Annotated in this window: 7 protein-coding genes; 3 read left to right on the top strand and 4 right to left on the bottom strand. The window is 61.7% G+C overall.

All coding sequences use genetic code 11. The features are described from left to right. Positions 1 to 184: 184 nt before the first annotated feature. Positions 185 to 2,467 (top strand): patatin-like phospholipase family protein, encoded by a 2,283-nt coding sequence (locus ABIB44_RS11975; RefSeq protein ID WP_354584902.1) that lies wholly within the window; start codon positions 185 to 187, stop codon positions 2,465 to 2,467. A gap of 44 nt (positions 2,468 to 2,511) precedes the next feature. On the opposite strand, the gene ABIB44_RS11970 is transcribed toward ABIB44_RS11975, so the two are convergent. Next, positions 2,512 to 3,222 (bottom strand): alpha/beta fold hydrolase, encoded by a 711-nt coding sequence (locus ABIB44_RS11970; protein ID WP_354584901.1) that lies wholly within the window; start codon positions 3,220 to 3,222, stop codon positions 2,512 to 2,514. A 320-nt stretch (positions 3,223 to 3,542) separates the two neighbouring features. Here ABIB44_RS11970 and ABIB44_RS11965 point away from each other — a divergent pair, with 320 nt between their 5' ends. After that, positions 3,543 to 4,097, top strand: coding sequence for an RNA polymerase sigma factor (locus tag ABIB44_RS11965; RefSeq protein WP_354584900.1), 555 nt, complete (start codon positions 3,543 to 3,545; stop codon positions 4,095 to 4,097). A 379-nt stretch (positions 4,098 to 4,476) separates the two neighbouring features. Here ABIB44_RS11965 and ABIB44_RS11960 read toward each other — a convergent pair whose 3' ends face one another. From ABIB44_RS11960 to ABIB44_RS11950, 3 genes are all read right to left on the bottom strand, one after another. After that, complete coding sequence (locus tag ABIB44_RS11960; RefSeq protein ID WP_354584899.1) at positions 4,477 to 5,403, bottom strand: NAD(P)/FAD-dependent oxidoreductase; 927 nt, start codon at positions 5,401 to 5,403, stop codon at positions 4,477 to 4,479. A 141-nt stretch (positions 5,404 to 5,544) separates the two neighbouring features. Beyond that, on the bottom strand, positions 5,545 to 12,222 hold the full coding sequence (locus ABIB44_RS11955; RefSeq protein ID WP_354584898.1) for a T9SS type A sorting domain-containing protein: 6,678 nt from the start codon (positions 12,220 to 12,222) through the stop codon (positions 5,545 to 5,547). Between the two features lie 1,827 nt (positions 12,223 to 14,049). Next, entirely contained in the window at positions 14,050 to 16,863 is a 2,814-nt protein-coding gene (locus tag ABIB44_RS11950; RefSeq protein ID WP_354584897.1) for a 4-alpha-glucanotransferase, read from the bottom strand. A 242-nt stretch (positions 16,864 to 17,105) separates the two neighbouring features. On the opposite strand from ABIB44_RS11950, the gene ABIB44_RS11945 reads away from it, so the two are divergent. Further along, a complete protein-coding gene (locus ABIB44_RS11945) occupies positions 17,106 to 22,340 on the top strand; it encodes a translocation/assembly module TamB domain-containing protein (RefSeq protein WP_354584896.1) in 5,235 nt (1,744 codons plus the stop codon). Positions 22,341 to 22,376 lie beyond the last annotated feature (36 nt).

Below are 22,376 nucleotides of genomic sequence, written 5' to 3'. Positions count from 1 at the left end.
ACGAACGCAACTCGGTAATTTCACTAGCTATTAGTCTTTTAGCCAACTATAGCAGTGGCAAAACTGCCTCTGGCCCGGCCCGCAAAAACCCCACGGGCCGGGCTGGCGTACCTGCGGCAGCAGCGTAGTTCCCGGCGCTGGTTGTTACTTGTCCCCTATGCGTCACTTCTGCACTCGTTTACCGTTGGCTTTGTTGCTGACGGCGCTTTCTGTTTTCACTGCTTCAGCCCAGAAAGTGGGCCTGGTGCTTAGCGGCGGTGGGGCCAAGGGCCTGGCCCATGTGGGCGTGCTCAAGCAGCTGGAGAAAAACCACATTCCCATCGACTACATCGTGGGCACGAGCATGGGCGCGGTGATTGGCGGCATGTACGCGGCCGGCTACTCGCCCACTGAAATTGAGCAGATTGTGCTCAGTCCCGAGTTCCAGAGCTGGACTTCGGGCAAGCCGCTCGAAAGCAAGACGTTCAATTTCCTCACGGCCGAGCCCTCGCCCTCGGCCCTGCGCCTGGGCATTGCCATCGACTCCACGTTTCAGGCCCGCATCAGCACCAACCTGGTGAACGACTTGAACCTGAACCTGGCCCTGGCGCGCCTGTTGGCTCCGGCTTCAGCCAGCGCCAACTATGACTTCAACAAGCTGTTCGTACCCTTCCGCTGCATGGCCTCGGAGGTATTTACGCGGCAGGAAGTGGAGCAGAAATCGGGGGCGCTGGCGGATGCCATTCGCAATTCCATGTCGTTTCCGCTGGCTTTCCGGCCCATTCGCAACCTCGATGGCAAGTACTACTATGATGGGGCGGTGTACGACAACTTCCCGACCACGAACATGAAAAAAACCTTCGCGCCCGACATCATTATCGGGGTGAACGTGGGCGACGTGGCCATGAAGAAGTACCCCAAAAACGACGACGAGCTGCTGGCTAGCACCGTGGCTTTTTTGGGCACGAGCGTGGCCGACACGCTGAGCGTGGGCAAAAACGGCATCTATATTCAGCCCGACCTCGATAATATGGGCGTGGGCGACTTCGACCTGGTGAAAACCTTTATCGCCAAGGGCGATACCGCCGCCCAAGCCAGCATGGCCAAAATCAAGGCCCGCATTGGTCGGCGCGTCGATTCGCTGGACTTGCAGAAGCGGCGACTGGCCTTCCAGTCCCTGGCGCCTACCCCGCGCTTCATCGACGTTAAGGTGCGCGGCCTGCGGCCCGACCAGAACGAGTACGCCGCCCGCTTCTTCCGTAAAAAAGGCCGGGAGTATTCGCTCGATGATATCGAGGAAGGCTACTACCGCCTGGCTTCGGATGACTATTTCAAGAACATCTATCCGCGCATTCGCTACGACGCGGCCCGCAAAGGCTACGTGTTCAGCGTTGATGCCCAGCGCAACAACAACGTGAGCGCCGAGGCGGGCTTCGTACTCAGCAACCGGCCCATCGACAACCTCTACGTGGGCGTGGAGTACCGCTACCTGCGCAGCCTGCTCTACACGGCCTCGGCCGACGTGAGCCTGGGCCGCTTCTACAACGGCGCGCACGGCTCGTTCCGCATCAACGTGCCAGCTAAGTACGCTTACTATATCGAGCCCGAGGTCACATACAACCAGTGGGATTACCAGAGCACCGGCGGCGTGCTCGGCCGCGATGTGCTCAATACCCAGGTGCGGCAGCAGGACACCAAGCTCGGCGCGCAGTTTGGCGTGAGCCCTAACTACCGCAGCCGCCTGCTGCTCGACGTGGCTACGTTCGTTACTAAGGACCAGTACACCAATTCGAAAGAACTCCGGTCGGTCGACGTGCTTGATGCCACCGTATTCCGGGGCGCGACGGCGGCCCTGCGCCTGGCGCGCAACACCCTCAACCGCAAGCAATATGCCTTCTCCGGCCACCGCTACGTGTACACGCTACGCGGCGTGACGGGTGCGGCCACGTACACGCCCGGCTCGACGTCGGTGCTCGATGCCAACTCGCAGCACCACGAGTGGGTACAGTTCCGGGCCACGGTAGAGCGGTATTTCGTGATGAAGAAAGACCGTCAGGCCTGGGGCTATTTCGGCGAGCTGATGGCCAGCGGCCAGGGCACCTTCTCGAACTACCGCTCGTCGCAGACGACCGCGCCGGTATTCGCCCCGCTGCCCGACTCGCGCACGCTGTTTCTGGACAGTTACCGCTCGGCCCGCTACGCGGCGGCCGGCCTGCGCTATACCCAGCCCTTCCTGAAAAAGCTCGACTGGCGCACCGAGGTCTACGTGCACATCAACGGCCAGCCGCTGGTGCAGGGCGACCAGCAGCAGGCCGTCCGCCGCTCGGGCTTCGACCGGCCGCGCATTACGGCCAGCACCGGCCTGATTTTCCAGACGCCGGTGGGCCCGCTGGCGCTCCACGCCCGCTTCTACGACGACCCGGCCGAGCGCTTCAGCGTGTATGGCCACCTGGGCTTCCTGCTCTTTCGCGGCCGCGCACTGGAATAGGGCCGGGCTGGCGTTGCAAGTGGCGCGCAACGCGGTAATGACACTTACCCTAGCGCCGCCGCCACCACTGCCGGCACTTCCAGCGGCAGCAGATGGCCGGCAGCCGGCACCTCGGTGAACACGGTGCCGGCGGGCAGGTGCGGCAGCGTGAGACGGCGCTGCGCGGCGGGCGCAATGGCGTGGTCGTGGGCACCTACCAGCAAGTGGCAGGGCCCGGCCAGAGTGGCCAGTTCGGCCGTGATGTCGGTACGGGTACCCTGCTCCAGCCAATGGTCCCAGGCGGGGCGGCGGGTGCGCAGGTTGTCGGCTACTACCGTGGCGTGCCTGGCGGGCGGCAAAGGATGGAACGTGATTTTGCGGCAGGTTTTTTCGGCCGCTTCCGGCTGGCCGTAGGCGGCGAGGGCGGCAGCGCGGTCCTCGTCGCTCATGGGCTCGTGGGAGGGCGGCGAGGGCGAGAGCAGCACCAGCCGGCGCAGCCCGGCGGGCCGGCGGGCGGCCAGCAGCAGGGCAATTTTGCCGCCCATGCTGTGGCCCAGCAGCGTAAAGTCATTCACCCGGTGCTCGGCCAGATAGTCTGCCACCCAGTCGGCATAGGCCCGCACCGAGTAGTCGAAATGCAGCGGCGCGGGCGTGTGGCCGAAGCCGGGCAGGTCGGGGGCCAGCAACTGCACATCGGCGGCCAACAAGGGGCGCAGCATGTCGAACTCGTGGCCGGCACCGGCCCAGTAGTGCAGGGCAACAACAGTATGGGGCATAGTATGAAGGGGTTTGGGAAAGTCTCTCTACGGCAAAATAGCGAAGCCCGCCGGTCCTCGTCGGGTGCCGGGGTGGTGGTGGGCCTCAACCAGAAATTGTAGACCCGGGGCAAACCGACAGGGACGGGGGGGCGTAAGTTGCCTGATACCTGCAATTAAATCTGGTCGTAATAATATTTTATTGCTATTCATTCATCCTCTCAACCCGCCTTATTCCGCTACTCCGCTACTATTCTTCGTTCGCTTATCCAATTTCCAGCCTTCGGTATGCTTGTCGCCCGGTTATCGCGCCAGCACGCTCATGCCGTCCTTATTCCGCTATGAATTCAACTACGACGTTGCTCTCGGCAACGGAAGAAGCGGTGCTCGTCGAGCGCCTGCTGGCTCGTGATGAACAAGCCCTGCGCTTGTTGCACGAACGATACGCACGCAGTCTGCTCAACGTTATTAATCGGCTGGTGCACGACCAGGAGCTGGCCGAAGACCTGCTGCAGGAGGGTATGCTGAAAGTATGGCTGAGCATCGGCCATTACGACGCCGGCCGCGGCCGCCTCTTCACTTGGATGGTTCGGGTGTGCTGCAACAGGGCCATCGACGCGTTGCGCAGCCCCCGCCACCGCTTTCATCAGGATACCCGCCCCCTGGAGGTGAGTGGGGCGCAGCGCGCCTCGGCCCCCCCTACCTTCAACCCCGAGCACATTGGCCTGCGCGAGCTCACCCTCAAGCTCAAGCCCCGCCAGCGCGAGATTATCGACCTGCTTTACTTCGGCGGCTGCACCCAGGCCGAAGCCGCCGAGCAGCTTGGCATTCCGCTGGCCACGGTGAAGACCCGGGCGCGCACCGCTATCCAGGTATTGGCTCAGCTGGCCCGGTAAGTGGGAGGGTAATGGGATGGTGGAGTAGTGGAGCGTTGGAGTAGTCAAGGGTGAAGAGAACGTGATGCAGCGCGTACCTGCAGCTTGTCTAATGCACTATAGAGTAGTCACGCATAAGTAAGCGTATTGAATGGAACGTCATGCTTCATCTTGCGTCCGCGCAGTCGAAGCATCTCTACCACTTCGTTGCTGCCAGCATTGATTACTACTGCGGTAGAGATGCTTCGGCAAGCTCAGCACGACCGCCTTTTTTGCTACGGCTACTTTTGCACGACTATTTAAACCCGTCGATTAGATTGCGTTGCGCAGTAGAGGTGCTTCGCCGTGCGGTCGCAAGATGAGGCATAACGTTCTTTTTATGCTTCGCCAACCCACTCCCCTACCGCGGGCACTCCTCCCGCGTCAGGCTTTCGTTGATGACGATGGCGGCGCGGTTGCCATCGGCAGCGGCCAGCAGGGCCTGCTGCGTTCCCGGCTTGGTATCGCCGGCGGCGTAGAGCCCGGGCAGCGAAGTTTGTAAACCCGAGTCGACCCACACCGCGCCTTTGCTGGTGAGGCGGGCCCCAATATCAGTGGCCAGGGTAGTGCGCTGATGCTGCGGCGCGTGCAGAAACAGGGCCGCCCGCTCCAGCTCGCTGCCATCGGCAAACTGCAAGCAGCGCAGGTCGCCCGTTTTCGAGCCAATTAGCCGCACCAAAGGCTCCTCCCGAACGCCGATTTTCTCGCGGCGCAGGCGGCGACGGGCGTTGGGCGTGAGGTGGCCCGGGCCGTCGGTTACCACAATCACGTCGCGGCTCCAGCGGCTCACCAGCAGCGCCAGGCCGGTTACGGTGCGGCCCTGCCCATACACGGCCAGGGGCTGGTCGCGCACTTCCCAGCCGTGGCAGTATGGGCAGTGCAGCACACCCCGCCCCCACAGCTCCCGAAAGCCCGGCAGCGGCGGCAGAATGTCGCTCACGCCGGTGGCCAGCAGCACGCGGCGGGCCGTAATGGTGGTGGGTGCATCGTCGGCGGTGCCGTGGCCGGTGGCCCGGAAGCCCTTGCCCACGCACGTCAGCTCGTCGATGTGGAGGCATTCGGTTGTCACGGTTTCGTAGGGCTTCAGCTGCTCGTGGCCCAGGCGCAGCAGTTCGGCGGGCCGAATGCCGTCGCGGGTGAGGAAGCCGTGCACGGCCGGCGAAGCGGCATTGCGGGGCGGCCCACCGTCGGCCACCAGCACCCGGCGCAGGCAGCGCCCCAGCGTGAGGGCCGCCGACAATCCGGCGCTGCCCGCCCCGATTACCAATACATCATAGTCAAAATCCATATTCAGGCGAAAAAGGGTAACGCATCGCTTGACTAACCGGCCAACCCAGGCCGGGGTTGCGCGCCGCCCAGTTTATACCCACAAAAAAAGGCCTTCCCCGAGTGGGAAAGGCCTTTTCAGCTAGCGCGGAAAGCCGGGAGACTATTCCTTGATGAGGCGCTTGGTCAGGTTCACTACCTGGCCGCCGTTGGCACCGCGCACCAGCAGCACGTAGCTGCCGCTGGCGATGGTGTTCAGCTGCAGGGCGTGGGTCAGGCCGGCATCCAGGGTGGTGAAGAGTACCACGCGGCCCGTAGCGTCCAGCACGCTCACTTGGTACGAACCGGCGGGCAGCGCCGTCAGGTCGAGGTTGGTGGCGGTAGTGGCCGGGTTGGGGAACAACGCGATGGCGGGCACCACTTTGCCGAAGCGCACGGTGCGCACGGGCGAGTAGCTGCTGGTGCCATCGGTGTCGACCTGCTTCAGGCGGTAGTACACCAGGCCGTCGGCCTTGGCCCCGATGCCCACGTCGGTGCGGGCGTAGTCGGTGGCGCTGGTGCTCGTGCCCTGACCCTTCACTTCGTCAATCTTCACAAAATCGGTGCCGTTGAGGCTGCGCTCCACGTTGAAGTGGTCGCTGTTCTTCTCCGAAGCCGTGTTCCAGGCCAGTTGGGCGTCAAGGTTTTTAGCCGTGGCAGTGAAGGCCGTCAGTTCAACCGGCAGCGGACGTGCACCGATGGTGTAGGTAACGGGTACGATGTTGGTGCCACCGTTAACATCGACAGTGGTGACTTCAACCGTGTAGGTGCCGGCTTTCAGTTTTGTCGGGTCACCTACCGTAATCAGGCCGGTAACAGCGTTCAACACTAGGCCCTGGCTGGCGAGCAGCGCAGTGCCGACCGCGTCGGTAGTGGCACTGGTCAAGCCATTGAATGCCCCCGAGGCCAGTGCCCCGGTAGTAGCGTTGTAGAGCTGGCCGGTGCTGTTGTACTGGGCAGTATTAGCGTCGCTCACAAAAGCAATAACATCGTTGGCGGCATATTTCGTGAAGCCATTTGCCGTGGTACCGCCTTTCACCGGGGTATTAGTGTAAGCTGAACTGATATCCTGCCCAACCGGGATGGTGTAAACAGCCGGAGCCGAAACGGCACCCGCATTGTCCAGCACCGTGTAGGTAAAGAAGGCGTTGCCCGTGAAAGTGCCCAGAGGGTCGAATTTCAGATTGGCAATGTCAGCTACTGCAATTACCTGGTTAACCGTTACGGCTGTGCCGTTCAGGCTCAGCGTGCCTTGTTTCGCAACATCAGGAATAGTGGTGATGGTGTAGGAGGCGATGGTGTTGTTACCATCAGCATCCGTGCCGCTCAGCGAGGAGATGAGCAGCGGGCCGGCCGTGTTGCCCTCGGGGCCTTGCAGCACGTTGGTGACGGCATTGGCCACCGGCGCGCGGTTGCCTTTGGTCGTGGTGAACGTGGCGGCATTGTTAGCCGTGTTGGTTTCCGTACTGGTGGTCGTCACGTTGGCCACCACGTTGTACGAGGTAGTGAACGTGGCGGGGTTGTTGAACGAGATGGTGTTCACCACCTGGCCATTGGCTCCGGCAACCTGGCTGGAGATGGTGGGGAAGGTAACCACCCCAGTGCCCGCGTTGTATATGCCGCCGCCTGAAACCACCACGTTGGTGGCACCAGCCGGCAGGGTTACGGTCTGCACTACACTGGTGGCTACCGACGGGCCATTGTTCAGGGTTACCACCGAGTAGGTAACCAGGTCGCCGGGCTGGGCCGTGGCTGGGCCGCTCAAGGCGGTTGTCACGTCGGCGCGCTGGGTTACCACCAAGTCAGCGAAGGTGTTATTGTTACCGGGAACCGCATCCGTCTGGTCACCCGTTACCAGGCCACGCACGGTGTACGGGGTCATGCCCGGGGTCGTGAGGACGATGGTGTTGGCTACCGAGGCACCGATAGCAATGGAGGCCACGGCTGGGAAGGTTACCACGCCCGTTACCGCGTCGTAAGTACCGCCATTGGTGATGGTAACGGAGGCAATCGGCAGGCCGGGCTCGAGCGTTACGCGCTGGATAACGTTGGTCGCGGCTACCGTGGTACTGGCATTGTTCAGGTTGGTCGTGCTCACCGTGAGGGTGAGGGGCTGGCCGGCTACGGGCGTGGTCGTGCTGGGCGTCAACAAAATCCGCAGGTCGGTGGTGCCGGTAGTAGCCGGCGTGGCCGTCGTTGCAATCGTGGAGACGTTGTTGGTATAGCTGGTTTCTTCCGAAGCCGTACTCACAGAAGCAGAAGCATTCAGGCTGGTGAGGGTAGCCGGGGCGGTGAAGCGGACGACGTAGCTAACGGTGCCATCGGTACCAGCCAGCTGGCTGGCAATCGTGGCAAAGGTGAAAACTCCAGTCGTACTGTTATACGAGCCGTTCGTACCTACAACACCAGTCAGGCCCACGGGAAGCTGCACACGGATGGCCACGTTCGAGGCCGGAGCCGAGCCGTTGTTGGTGGCCGATACAACGTAGTCGACCTGGTTGCCCTGCACGATGGTAGCGGGGCCGCTGAGCGTTACGGTAGCATCAACCAGGGGCTCGGTTGCCGTCGTCACAGTGGCCGTGTTGTTGGCCAGCAGGTTGTCGGCAGTGGTGGAGGTTACCGAAGCCACGTTTGCAAACGTGGCAAGGTTGGGCATCGTGTACGTAATCGTGTTCGACACGCTGTTGCCGTTGAGCAGGCTGGCCGTAGCCGGGAAGCTAACTGCGCCGGTCGTGGCGTTATAAGTACCGCCGCCCGATACCGTTACGCCACTCAGGCCGGCCGGAATCGACACAGCCGTTACGACGCCGGTAGCCGTTACGGGTCCATTGTTGGTCGTGGTGACGGTGTAGGTAGCTAGGCTACCAGCAGCAACCGTGTTGGGGCCAGTCAGGAGCACGGCTACATCGGTTACCGGCGTTACGGTCACATCCGCCGTAGCAATGTTGTTGGATGGCATCAAGTCGGCAGTAGCCGCCGAAATAGTGGCGACTGCGGCAATCACACCCGAAGCGGGAGCCGTGATATCAATAGTGTACACCTTGCTGGCGCTGCTGCCCAAGGAGGCTACTGTTGGGAAAGTCACCAGGCCGGTCGTCGCGTTGTAAGCACCCGGAATAACCGTGCCGGCACCATCTTTCACCACCACACCGGACAGGCCGGCGGGCAGGGTTACGAATTGAGCCACGGTGGTAGCCGTGCCGGCTCCGCTGTTACCCGAAGTCACGGTAAACGTTGTGGTTGCCCCAGGGGCTACGTTAGCGCTAGGGTTTGTAATGGTGGTGTACAGGTTGGCGTTCGTGGCGGGGGCCGGAGCCGCGTTCACGGTCGTAGCCGGAGCAGCAGCCGTGTTGTTGGCCGTGTTCGAGTCGCCGGTATTGTTGATATTCGCCGCAACCGTTGCCGTCGCCGTGAACCCCGTAGTGGTAGTAGGCGTGAAGCTGATGGTGTTATCGGCGCGGGCACCGTTGGCCAGCGTAGCCAGAGCGGGGAATGTTACGGTACCGATAGCGGCATTATAAGTACCACCGTTCGACACGTATACGTTCGACAGGTTAGTGGGCAGGCCGGTCACCGTCTGCACCACGCTCGGCGCTACCGAAGGACCATTGTTAGCGGTCGATACGCTGAAGGTGGTCTGTACCCCAACGGCCGTCGTGGTTGGGCCGCTGATAGTCGTCGTTACGTCGTAGGTTGGCGTAACGCCAATGGAAGCGCTGGCCACGTTGTTGGCCGTCTGGCCGGCTTCGTTGGTCGTGGTGCTGGTAGTAGCGGTAGCAGTTACCGGACCGGTAGCCGGCACCGTGAAGGTAATGGCAGATGCCGTGCTGGCACCACTGGCTTGCGAGGTCAAAGTAGAATAGCTCACCACGCCTGTGGTGCTGTTGTAAACACCCCCGTTGGTGGCCACCACGTTGGTAAGGCCGGCGGGTAGCTGCACGGCAGCTACCACTCCGGCTGCCGTTTGCGGGCCGCTGTTCGAGAACGTTACGTTGAACGTGCCCGTCTGGCCGGCTAGTACTGAAGCAGCACCGGCAGAAATGGTCGTGGCCACATTGGCCGTGGTGTTCACCGTTGCCACTAAGCTGGCATTGTCGTTCGCAGTGTTGGCACCCTGGTTGGTAGCGGTTCCCACCGCGCTGGCGATGGTAACTGCCCCCGTTGTGGTGGGAGCCGTGAAGCTGAAGTTGAACTGGTTGGTCGCACCGCTGGTCAGCGTGGCTGCCGCCCCGAAGTCGATGACCCGAGTGGCCGGGGTGTAGGTAGCGCCGCTAGGCACTATCACGTTGGTTACGCCGGTTGGCAGTGTTACCTGCTGCGTCACGACCGAAGCCGTCGAGGGACCGTTGTTGGTGAAGGCCACCGTGTAGGTGCCCGAAGGCTGCCCGGCATTGAGAACCGTGGGGCCAGCTAGGGTGGTCGTTACATCGGCCACAAGGCCCACCGTCGTTGTTACCGAAGACGTGTTGTTGGCCGTCAGGCCGCCTTCCGAAGTCGTGGTCGAAGTGTTGGAAGTAGCCGTTACCGTGCCGCTGGCCGGGACCGTGTATGTGATGACGTAGGCGTTCGAGGCCCCCGCTGCCAAGGTGGGGTTCGAGTAGGTGATGGTGTAGCCAGTCAGCACGCTGCCGCTGATGGTGCCTCCTGTGGCCGTTACGCCGGTAAGGCCAGCTGGCAAGGTGACGGTCTGCGTAACGCCGTTGGCGGTTTGCGAACCGATGTTGCTATACGTTACATTTAGCGTAGCCGTGGAGCCCGCGTTAGCATTGACCGGACCAGTGATAGTAGTGGCTACGTCGGCGATGCAACTAGCTCCGGCCGTACTGTTGGCAATGCTGTTGCTGATGGCTGGGTTAGCGATGCCAACCTGGCCAGGCGTCGAGCCATAGGCAGCAGGACCGGGATTCGGGTTAGTTGTTCCATTGGCACCGCCGTTGGCCATTGCGGTTGCTGTGGCCGTGCTGTTCGTCAGAATAATACCGCCGCCGCCGCCGCCGCCGGGGCCGTGCGATACACCGCCCCCGGAGTTGGTGCCGCCCGTGCCGCCGTTGGCAGTCAGGGTCAGGGTAGCGGATTGGCTGTTAGTAACCGTCACGAGGATGGAGCCGCCGGAGCCGCCGCCACCGCTGCCATCATTGGCTACCGTGTTATTAGCATTAGCCCCATTGGCCAGGATGTTGCCTGTGCCAGTCAGCGTACCCGTGCGCACCAATACCATGCCCCCGCCGGCCGCGCCACTGCTGGCAAAACCGGCAGCAGGAGTACCCGTGCCATCATTAGTAGCTCCGGCACCGCCGCCGCCGCCTAAAACCAGCCGGCTGCTGCTAGGCACTGGGAATGCCGCGCCAGGCTCGCCCCCTACGGGGCTGTTGCTGTTCCAAGAGTTGCCACCGCGGCCGCCGTCGCCACCGTTAGCACCGCCGCCGCCGCCCGTGTTCTCGTCGTTAGCAACTGGATTGGCATCCGTGCCACCACCACCAGCATTGCCAGGTGCGCCCCGGCCGTTGTCGCCGCTCGGATAGCCATCAGCCCGCGCAGCAGGGAGCAGGGTAGGATAGCCGGCAGTAGCCGTGCGGGTATCGAGAAATACACCATTAGCCGCAGCATAAGCCGGGTCGTTGATATAACGGGGGGTACCAACAATACCTTCGCCCTTGGTACCGCCGGTGTTCAGGCCGACCGACGAGCGGTAGTCGGTGCCCGAAGTAGTGCCCGAGTTATCGCCGCGAAGCTGCCGGCCCGCGCCGCCGCGGAATCCCATGCCCGAAGCATCAATCGTAAAGCCGGCCAAGTTGAGCTGGCCGTCCACATCAATGGCTACGATACCACCAGTGGCCCCGTTCCAGGCACTAGGTGTGATGTTGGCTCCCAGGGTAACGTTAGTATACTGCGGCACCCGGATTACTTGGAATGTACGCTGGCCTTTAGTGGCAGTAGCCACCGTGTTTGCGTAGCTGTTCTTGAGGCCGGTAGCTAGGGTAATAGTGCCACCAGCGGCGGCCGTTACCGTAGCGCTGGCAGCAGCTACCGTCACATACTCGTAAGTGCCCGCCGTGATTGCGCTGCTGCCATTGGCCGCACCGCCAGCTACGCCGTCGCCGTAACTATCGGTATTGGCTGAGTTAATGTCCGCGCCCTGCATTTGAATTATGAGGAGCAAGTCACCGGGAGCAATGCTGGTTGCCGCACCGCGAGCCGGCCCTACGGTAATAGTCGTTGCGTTCACAGCTGGCGATTGGGCCGCTGTGCTAGGGTAATAAGCGTTCGGGTTAGTGGAAAGCGGAGTAGCCGCACCGTCCTTGCCCGCCGTGGCGCAGGGGGCTGGGGTACCAGCTGCGCCGGTAGGCGTCAGTGTAGTCGTTATGTTGGCATTGGCTGCCGAACCGTCGTTGTTGCTGGGATTGGCATCGGTCGAGGTTGTGGTGCTGGCCGCCTGCCCGGTAACGGAGGCACCCAGGGCCACAAAGCTGACGGTGTTCGTTACCGTGGCACCGGGAGCAACCGTACCGTTGGTAAACGTGATTACACCCGTTGTCGCGTTGTAGCTGCCCGTAGTGGTAACCATAGCAGGCTTGCTCGGAAGAGTAAGCGTGGTCTGCGTGCCAGCAGCGCTAGCGCCAGCGTTGGTTGTGGTAGCAGTGTAAGTTATTGTCTGTCCAGCCAGCGCCGTGGTGGGGCCAGAAAGAGTCGTGGACAGGTCGGTTGGTGCAAGCTGCGAAACGCCGATGTAAGTCAATTCGCCCGAATGGTTGGTACTGGGATTGCCGTGCCAGTTGGCCGCACTGGCCGGATTAGCACGCATGTAGATACGGAATGTCAGGTCTGACACACCACCAACAGGAGTATTTACCAACACCGAGCCGCTGACGAGACCGCCGGCAACAGCGGGGTCCGAGTTACCGTTCCGAATTTGAGGAACCCCGACGACTGGGTTAGTATCTACTACGAACTGCGCCTCACCGCTAAGTTTGGAAAGGGTTACGCCCGCAGGAGGGCTGAGCAGTTCCAGTTCAGTTGTGAAGCCCAAACCTGTGGAACTTACACCACCGAGGTCATTAACTTGAATAACCGGGTTTACTGCATTACGGTCGGGAAACGATATCGTTAGGTCCGCATACTGATACCGCACATTTTTGGGAGCGTTGAAGGGCAATGCTTCAATGGAAGCAAAATAAGAAATGCCCCTGTTAACTGACGTGGTGATGCCAGTACCCGGAGTATTTCCCGGAAAAGCCGAGGTAAACACGTTGTCCGCATGCGCAATAAGATTGTCCATTGTTGGAAACAACGGGAATGGCACCAACTGAGTGCTGGTAGCCGCCTGATTCGGCGTAGTACCAAAGTTCACTGCTTGGCCCGTAGCCACTTGGTTAGCAGTACTTAATGTATACTTTTGGTTGCCAAGGGTAAAAGTTACCTTGAACGGATAACTAGTTGCAGCAAAGGTGTTGCCGGTTGGGTTATCCGTGTTGTTTTGGAAGGAAATGGTCTGGGGGGCTACCGTGGGACCATTGCCGGCCGGGGTGCCCGTACCAGCGGCAAACTCCAGCGCGGGGGTTTGGGCCATCACAAATCCTGGCCAAAATAACGCCTGCCAAGCCAGCAGCAGTGTAACAAATCGTAAGAGAGCTCTCATAAGAAAAACGTGGGGAAGGTGAAAAAATATATTAAGATTCTGATGTTATTCTATTAAACCAAAGCAACTTGGTGATTCATTAAAGCCGGGGTTGCAATTTTTGACAAAAATAGTCCCGCGAAGAAAATCAATTGACACATTCTTCGACCAACGCTTCTATTGCGACGGTGAAAACACCTCAATCATCCTTGTATGCATGAGATGATGTTTCGTTAAAATTACTATTTGTCATATTATAAATCTATATAGTGCAAAAATATGGAACTAAACTTATTAAATACATTAGGGATATTTAACGCCGGTTATTACTGTTTTTTTTGCAATAGCATCGTAATTCAATAAGCACAAACATTTGTTAATCAAATGTTTGTCGGATTATTAATTATTATAATAATATATAATAATTATTTTCACTCATGCGGACAACTCCTTTCACATACGCCCCTCAAATCAAGCTGGATTTTGATTAAGCCTCGAAATCGCACAATATTTTTTTGTTAATTAAATCACATTCCACCTTGTCAACTATTCAATTCAGCTATAGATAATAATGAATAGCATGGTGATTATTAGCGTAAGAAGCTGTTTGGAAAGTAACCGGAACGTTGTAGCAAGGCAACTTGCGTTTCGTCGTTGAGCAAAAATTACTTTTGCAGTGCACCGACTAATCGCATGAATTCGGCGCGGCATCGGAACACCGACCTTCTAAGTAGTCGTGTAGAAGTAAGCATATCGATTCTAGAACGTCATGCTTCAGCTGGCGTCCGCTTGCCGAAGCAGCTCTACCACTTCGTTAGGACCATGCAATGAAGCGGAAGAGCTGCTTCGACTGCGCGGACGCCAGATAAGCATGACCGCCTTTTTGGCTACGGTTACTTTTGCGCGACTTTCTAAATGGCTTCAGTGGATAAAAGCACAGCGGGCAACCAGTCCTGAATGACCGGTTGCCCGCTGTGCAGTTCGCTCGAATGAGTGAAGAACTACTTACCCCGGCTACCCGCGCCCGCTGGCGGCCACCAGCGCCCGCAGCGGCTCGTTGAAGCCCACGGCCTCCACCAGCTCTTCGAGGGGCAGGTGCAGGCGGTACTTCCAGAAGTGGGTGGGGTTGCTGGGCACGTTGATTTGCTCGTCGTGCGGATTGGCGCGGCGCAGCTGGCTATCGATGGCCAGCAAATCCTGGAGCGGGAAAATGGCCCACATGGCCGGCGAGTGCAGGTGCTGCACCAGAATCTCGCGCGCCACCCAGGGCTCGCAGTAGAACGGGGCCACCTCGCGCCAGTGGCCGAGCATGGTTTCGAAGAAGCGCTGGGTGCGTACCCGGTCCTCCTCCCACCAGCCGCGCACGGTGCTGGTGTCGTGGCTGCTGGGCGTCACCACGCTTAGGTAAGCGGCATCGTTGGGGTGGCTGAACTCGACTTCGGGGTTGGACGGCATGCGCTGCACGTTCAGGCCCAGCATGCCGAGCTGCTTCATCACGCCCGGTACCGAGGCGGGCACCATGCCCAAGTCTTCGCCGCAAATGAGCATGTCGGTGGCGTAGCGCACGGGTGGCAGCTTCGTCAGGCCCTGCTCCTTCCAGAACTCCTCGTGGCGGCGGAAGAAGAAGTCCACGTAGATGTCGTCGTAGAGACGGGCGCGGTCCTGCTCCGAATCAAGCTCGCGGAAGGAGTAGCTCTTGTTCAGGGTGATGCGCGGGTGGTAGAAGTCGTCGCCGGCGGGCACGAAGAGCACGTCGTTCACCAGCCGGAACAGGCCCTTTTGCAGCCAGGCGAAATAGTCGGCATGCTCGGGCTGCTCGGCCAGCTTGTGGGTGATGTAGGCCTCGATTTTGCGCTGGTCGCTCACGTGCGGCTTCAGGTGGATGCGGCCGTAGCTGGCATCGTCCAGGTATTCGTTGAACACGGCTTCGGCCTCGCCCTGAAAAATATCCTGGAGCATGTGCCAGCGGATGTAGGGCTCGCAAAGGCGCGAGTAGTCGAACCAGCCGAGGCGCTGCTCAATCTCGTGGCGGTGCAGCGGCAGGGCCGGCGAGAAGTGACCTAGCAGGCCCTCCACCGACTCGATGGGCATCTCCCAGATGCGGAAGAAGCCGAGGATGTGGTCGATGCGCAGGGCGTCGAAGTAGCGGGCCAGGTGGCCCATGCGCTGCTTCCACCACAGGTAGCCGTCTTCGGCCATGCGCGTCCAGTTGTAGGTGGGGAAGCGCCAGTTCTGGCCAGTAGTCGAGAAATCGTCGGGCGGCGCGCCGGCCTGGGCATCCATGTGGTAGAGCTCGGGCTGGGTCCAGGCATCCACCGAGTGGCGGTAGATGCCGATGGGCAGGTCGCCCTTCAGCACCACGCCCCGGGAGCGGGCGTAGGCCACGGCGGCGCGCAGCTGCTTGTCGAGGTGGAACTGGGTGAAGAAGAACAGGCCGAAATCGTCGTAGTCGGACGCGGTTTCGGCCGTGAGCCCGCTCAGGTGCTGCGGGCGGCGGAACTCGGCGGGCCACTGCTGGAAGTCGGCGGTACCGAACCGGTCGCGCAGGGCCGAAAAGGCGGCGTACGGCACCAGCCAGTCGGCCTGGCCGGCGAAGAACTCGCGGTATTCGGCATCGGCCAGAAACGCCTGCTTCTCCTGCTGGTAGAGCAGCTTCAGGAACTTCCACTTGGCGGCCATCACCGGCTCGTAGTCCACGAAGTCCTTGGCGTTGAACGCCGTCTTGAGCGCCGCCAGCTCCTTCGCGGCCTTTTTGTCCTTGAGGGCGGCGATGCCTTCGAGGTGAATGAACTGCGGGTGCAGCGCAAACACCGAAATGGCGGCGTAGGGGTACGAATCGACCCAGGTGTGGGTGGCGGTGGTGTCGTTGATGGGCAGAATCTGCACCAGCTTCATGCCCGTTTGCACGGCCCAGTCGGTCAGCAGGGTCAAGTCCGAAAACTCCCCCACCCCGAGGCCCTGGGCGCTGCGCATGGCAAACACGGGCAGCGACACGCCGGCCCCGCGCCAGGCGTCGGCATAGCGGTAGCCCTCATCGCTGAACACCCGGGCGGTGGTGCGGCCCTGGGTGGCGGGCACTACGCGGTTTTCGCCGCCCTCCATGTCGAGGGCGTGGCCAGCGGCGGCGTTCCACATGGCGTACTTGTACCGGCAGTCCTCGCCGGGGTTTTGCAGCGTCACGGTGCCGGCCCAGGTGGGGTACTCCGCATCCGACAGCACGAGGGCTTTGGTATTGTCCCAGGCCCCCAGCGCGGGGTCGGAGCCGAGGATGCACAGGCCCAGGTGCGAGTCGACGCGCGGAGCCAGCAGGCGGAACATGGTTTCGCCGGCAGCGGGGGCGGTGTTGGTGCCTGGCTCGGGCGTTTCGGCAGCGGCTTTGGCGGCTTTAGTTTTGGCGGCGGGGGCCTTTTTGGTTTTGGCGGCCGGGGCGGGCACGTTGGCGCGGGCCGGGTCGTTCCCGGTAGGGCGGCGGAACAGGCCTTTGGTAAAGGCGGCGGTCAGCAGCTCGTTTTCGGGTTGGGCGGGGGCGCGCCAGTAGTCGGCCAGGTGCAGGTGGGCGGTGCGGGCAGCAGCGTAGGCGATGTGGCGGTTGGGGCCGAACTCCCAGTGTTGGTCGCCGGTGTTATCGTCGCGCAATACATACTTATAGGTAAGCTCGCCCGATGCCTCGGCCAGGTCAATTTCCAGGCTCCAGCAGCTGGTAACTTCGTCGTAGTGCAGGTCGACAGCCGCCGCGGGCTGCCAGCTGCCGAGGCTGGGATGCGAACCACAAATGGCCAGGCGCTGGCCAAAAAGAGTGCGGTAGGGCAGGGAAAAACGTAGTATCATGGGCAGGCGGGGGTGTTTGGGGGGTGCAAGATAGGGACTTGCGAAGGGAGGAGTTAGGAAGCCGAAAGCCTGGCATTTTGCTCAAACGGTTGCGCAGCCGCGACTATCCGGGCCGGGATTTACGCAGACTGGCCGGGCCACGTTCCGCAGGGCGGGGCAGCGGGCTATTTTCCAACCCGGGCCCCGCTTTTTGCGTTTGGGAGAACTGCCCTGCTTTGTCTCGTTGTTAATTCCTTGCTGCTTTGTCCACTTTTCTGCGCCGAACTCTTTACGGAATCCTGGGGCTGCTAGCCTTTATCCTGCTGCTGGTTATCGCGGTAGTCGTTGTGCTTCAATTCCCCGCCGGGCAGGATTTTGTGGCGCGCCGCGCCGAAAGCTACCTGCGTGGCAAGCTGAAGACGGAAGTTAGAATCGGGAAACTCCGCACCGATTTCCGCCACGCCATCAACCTCGACGGCGTGTACGTGGAGGACCAGCAACGCGACACGCTGCTTGCCGTTGGCCACCTCGGAGTCGACCTCGACATTTGGGCGCTGCTGCACAGCCAGGTGAATGTATCCAACGTCGAGCTGAACGACGGCCGGGTCCGCCTCACCCGCACCGAGCCCGATTCGGTGAACAACTACGACTTCATCATCGACGCTTTCGTCGACCCCAACGCGCCGGTTGATACCACGGCCTCCGCCCTGAAGTACGACATCGGCAAGGCCCGCCTCACCAACATCTACTTCACGCAGCTCGATGAGGTGACCGGCTCCGACATCCGGGCGCGCATTGGCGAGTTTACGGCCAACATGGACGCGGTGGATGTGGATAAGTCCATCTATAAGGTGGATAATGCGGCTCTGCGGCGCGCGGCCATCGGCATCGTGCAAACCAAGACGGCCCCGCAGGTAGACAACCCCGGCCCCACCACGCCGATTTCGGTGCAGTTCGGCATCAACCGGGCCCTGCTCGACAGCGTGGCTTTCACCTATAAGAACCAGCCGGCGGGCCAGTACATCAGCACCAGCATTGGCCGGGCCGATATCACGGCGAAGAACATCGACCTGCAGAAGGAGCTGGTGGCGCTGGACAAGCTCACCCTCAAAAACACCACCTTCGCTTACGCCCAGAACAAGGATATTCCGGTGGAGGAGCGCGTGGTGAACCCCGCCGAGGTTGTGCGCAAGCTCGACGAGGCCGCCGACCAGAACAAGGCCGCCACCGGCCAGCGCCTGGCCTGGAAGGTGACGCTGAACGAGTCTGACATCAGCGGCCTGGCCGTGAAGTTCGACAACTTCAACGAGCCCAAGCAGCGCACTCGCCTGCCGGCTCTCGACTACAACCACCTCGACTTCAGCGACCTCGTGCTGAACACGCACGACCTGCGCTACACCGAAAACCGCACTACTGCCAAGGTCGACAACCTGGCCGGCAAAGAGCAGAGCGGCTTCGAAATCACGTCGTGGCGCGCCAACGTGGTGTACGACTCGGTGCAGATACGACTCGACAGCCTTGACCTGATTACGCCGCACACCCGCATCCGGCGCAAGCTGGCCATTGGCTACGAGAGCCTGGCGGCGCTGGGCAATACGAAGAAGCTGCCCAACCTGAAGATTGAAGGTGATTTGCGGGACGTGCGCCTGGGCTTCCGCGACATTCTGTACCTGGCCCCGGACCTGGCCGGCACGCCGCCGTTTAACACTGGCCCCAACCAGTCGGTGCTGGTGAACGGGCTGGTAGCGGGCCGCGTGGGCGATATGACCATTCGCAACTTCGAGTTTGTGGGCCTGCGCAACACCGTGGTGCGTGCGCCCCGCATCCACATCACCGGCCTGCCGGAGGTGGATGGGCGGCTGTACGTGGATGCCGATTTGCGGCAGTTTAGCTCGTCGCGGGCCGACGTCATGAGTCTGGCCCCGAAGGGCAGCATTCCGAACAACATCAGCATTCCGCCCACCTTCGCGGTTAACGGCACCTTCAAGGGCTACCCCACTACGCTGCAGTTCAACACCGACCTGCGGGCGCGCACCAGCTACGGCGACCTCGCTTTTAGCGGCCAGCTGGGCAAGGCGCGGGCCAACGGCCAGCAGCCGCTGGTGGGCACCTTTGCCACCAAGGCGTTTGACTTCGGCAAGCTGCTAAAGGACCCCACCATCGGGCGCGTTACGGCCACGGGCCGCATCAACGCCACCGGCAACCTGAAAGACCCCGGCACGCTGGTAGGCCAGGTGAAAGCCAACGTGCAGAGCGCCCGCTACAACGGCTATACGTATAAGGGAGTAGCCGCGACGGTTGACCTCGACCGCAACCGCTACGTCATCAACGCCAGCAGCAAGGGCGACCCCAACCTCGACCTTGACCTGACCGCCGTGGTGAACCTGCGCGACGCCAACAACCCCACCTACGAAGTAACCAAGCTGAACCTGCGCGGGGCCAACCTCACGGCGCTGGGCTTTTATACCGGCGGCGACCTGCGCGTGCAGGGCAACCTGGTGGCCAACCTGCGCGGCTCCGGCCTGAACACGCTCAATGGCACGTTCAGCGGCACCAAGATTGTGATTGTGCGCGACAACCAGCGGTTTCCGCTCGATTCGCTCAACGGCCGCATCGTGCAGAACGACCGCCGCACGCTGGCCGTCATCACCTCCGACATTGCCAATGTGCGGCTCGATGGCAACGTGCACCTGGGCGACATCGCCACCGAGCTGCAGCAGCACCTCGACCGCTACTTCGACGTGCCCGGCGTGAAGTACGTGCCCAACGGGGCCGACCGCCACTTCACCTACTCGCTGCAGCTGAAAGACCCCACGCTGGCGACCAAGCTGGTGAAGGGGTTGAAGAAGATTTCGCCCTTCACGCTGGCCGGCGACTATTCGCGGCAGGCCGCCCGCCTCACGGCCAACACCAGCATTCCAGTTATCCGCTACGAGAACTACCGGATTGATTCGCTGAAGCTGGATGTGAATTCGGACCCCGCCAAGCTCGACTACGGCTTGCGCCTGGCCCAGGCCGCGCAGGATTCGACCATCAAGCTGCGCCGCCCCAGCGTCATCGGCAACGTGGCCAACAACAAGCTCTTCACCCGCGTGGCCATTCTGGGCGACTCAGCTAACCGCGAGCGGCTGGCGGTGGCCGGCACCCTGCAGGCACTGGCCCAGGGCGGCGGCCGCGGCAGCAGCGTGGTGTACCAGTTTGAGGCCGCGCCCGAGCAGGTGATTAACTACCAGAACTGGACGGCCGGGGCCAACAACTTCGTGCGCTACTACCCCACCGGCGAAGTGGTGGCCGACGGCCTGAACCTGACCAACGGCCGCAGCACCCTGGCCCTGCAAAGCCAGAACCCGCAGGTGAAGACTTCGCCGCTGGGCGTCACGTTCACCAATTTCGAACTGGCCGAGTTGGCCCGCATCGTGCAGCAGCAGGATTCGCTGGTGGCCGGCACGCTTAATGGCACGGCCCGCATCGACAACCTGGGCAAAAAAACGCAGGCCTTCACGGCCGATGCCACCATCAAAAACCTGGTGTTCCAGAAGGCCCAGATTGGCGACATCGCCCTTAACGCCACCAACCCCGCCCCCAGCCGCTACAACATTGATGCGCGCCTGACGGGTGGCGCATCGGGCACGGTGGGCGGCGCGGGCAACGACGTGCGCGTGAGCGGCTACTACCTGGCCAGCGAAGCCCTGCCCCTGCATCTTACCGTGGATGCCCAGCGCCTGCAGCTGCAGCTGGCCCAGGCCTTTTCGGCCGGGCAGCTCCAGCAAGCGGCCGGCTACGTGCGCGGGCAGCTGGCCGTGACGGGTGCGCCCGCGGCCCCGGTCGTGCGGGGCACACTCACGACCTCGCCCGAGGCGGCCTTTGCCGTAACGCAGCTGGGTGCGCTCTACCGCCTGCCGGGCCAGGAACTCACGTTCGACGCGCAGGGCATTGCCTTCAACAACTTCACGGTGCTCGACTCGGCCGATAACAAAGCCGTGGCCAACGGGCATTTGCTGACCCGGGATTTCGTAAGCTACGCCTTCGACCTGACGGCCACCACCGACAACTTCACGGCCGTGAACAGCACCCGGAAGAACAACCCGCTGTTCTACGGCAAGCTGGTGGTGGACTCGAAAACCCGCATCACCGGCCCACTGGAGCTGCTCAAAATCGACACCAACGTGACCGTGGTGGAGGGCTCCAAGCTCACTATTGAGTCGCCGAGTGCCGACCCCAGCAAGGTCGACACCGAAGGCATTGTGCAGTGGATTGACAAGAGCGCGCCCATCGATACGATGCTGCAGCGGCAGCTGGCCCTGGACACGCTGCGCACGGCCACGGGCTACGACGTGACGGCCGTGGTAACGGTGACCGACAAAACGCCCTTCACCATCATTATCGACCCGGTGAGCGGCGACAACCTGCGCGTGCGCGCCAACGGCACGCTCAACACTAACATCGACCCCGTGGGCAACATCACCCTGAGTGGCCGGCTGGCCGTAGCACGCGGCCAATACCACTTGTCGCTCTACGACCTGGCCTCGCGCGACTTCAGCATCCGGCCCGGTTCCACCATCACCTGGAGCGGCGACCCGTACAATGCCGACCTCGACATTACGGCCGTGTACAAGGTCGATGCCGCGCCCTCCGACCTGTTGGCCGGCCAGGGCCTCGACGATGCTACCGCCAACACCATTGCCCGCAATCGCCTTCCCTTCAACGTGCTGCTGAACGTGAGCGAGCAGCTCAGCAAGCCGCTCATCGGCTTCGATATTACGCTGCCGGCCGACCAGCGGGGGGCTCTCGGCGGGCAGGTCGATGCCAAGCTGGCCCAGCTGCGCCAGCCCAACCAGACGTCGGAAATGAGCAAGCAGGTGTTCTCGCTGCTGATTCTGGGCCGTTTCCTGCAGCAAAACCCCTTCCAGAGCAGCGCCAGCGAGAGTTTCGTGGCTTCACAGCTGCGGGGCTCGGCCAGCGCCGTGCTCACCGACCAGCTCCAGAACCTGACCGGCAAGTACCTCTCCGGCCTGGGCGTGGACCTGGGCGTGACCAACCAGGCCGACTACAGCTCCGGCAGCGCCAAAAGCCGCACCGACCTGAACGTGGCCGTGAAGCGTCAGTTCCTCAACAACCGCCTTTCGGTGCGCCTCGGCACCGATATTCCGCTCAGCGGCACGGCGGGCAACAACACCACGTCGGGCACCACGTCGGCCAGCAATTTTGCCGGCGACGTGAGCATCGAGTACTCCATTCTGCGCGACGGCCGCCTGCGCCTGCGCGCCTTCCGCCAGAACGCCTACGAGGACATCGACGGCCAGCTTATTAAAACCGGGGCGGCCCTGGTGTTTCAGCGCGACTACAACAACCTGCAGGAGCTGTTTGCCAAGCTGCCGCCCGAGGTAAAAGCCGACCGCAAGCGCCAGCGCAAGGAAGAAAAAATTGAAAAGAAGGCGGCCAAGGATTCTGTTCAGACCGCGCCCACCGCCCGCGCCGATAGCAGCAAAACCAAATGAGCCCGCCGCTGTCCAACCCTCGCCCCCGCTCCCGTT

It is taken from the genome of Hymenobacter sp. UYCo722, from assembly GCF_040547115.1.
Lineage (GTDB): Bacteria > Bacteroidota > Bacteroidia > Cytophagales > Hymenobacteraceae > Hymenobacter.
Note: the sequence above shows the minus strand (reverse complement) of the source record. Positions and strands in the feature narration are given on the sequence as shown.

What these genes read in the sequence shown, in the direction of transcription:
- ABIB44_RS11970 (WP_354584901.1), bottom strand. Translation starts at nt 3,222, where the DNA reads ATGCCCCATACTGTTGTTGCCCTGCACTACTGGGCCGGTGCCGGCCAC.
- ABIB44_RS11965 (WP_354584900.1), top strand. Translation starts at nt 3,543, where the DNA reads ATGAATTCAACTACGACGTTGCTCTCGGCAACGGAAGAAGCGGTGCTC.
- ABIB44_RS11960 (WP_354584899.1), bottom strand. Translation starts at nt 5,403, where the DNA reads ATGGATTTTGACTATGATGTATTGGTAATCGGGGCGGGCAGCGCCGGA.
- ABIB44_RS11955 (WP_354584898.1), bottom strand. Translation starts at nt 12,222, where the DNA reads ATGCGTGCTAATCCGGCCAGTGCGGCCAACTGGCACGGCAATCCCAGT.
- ABIB44_RS11950 (WP_354584897.1), bottom strand. Translation starts at nt 16,863, where the DNA reads ATGATACTACGTTTTTCCCTGCCCTACCGCACTCTTTTTGGCCAGCGC.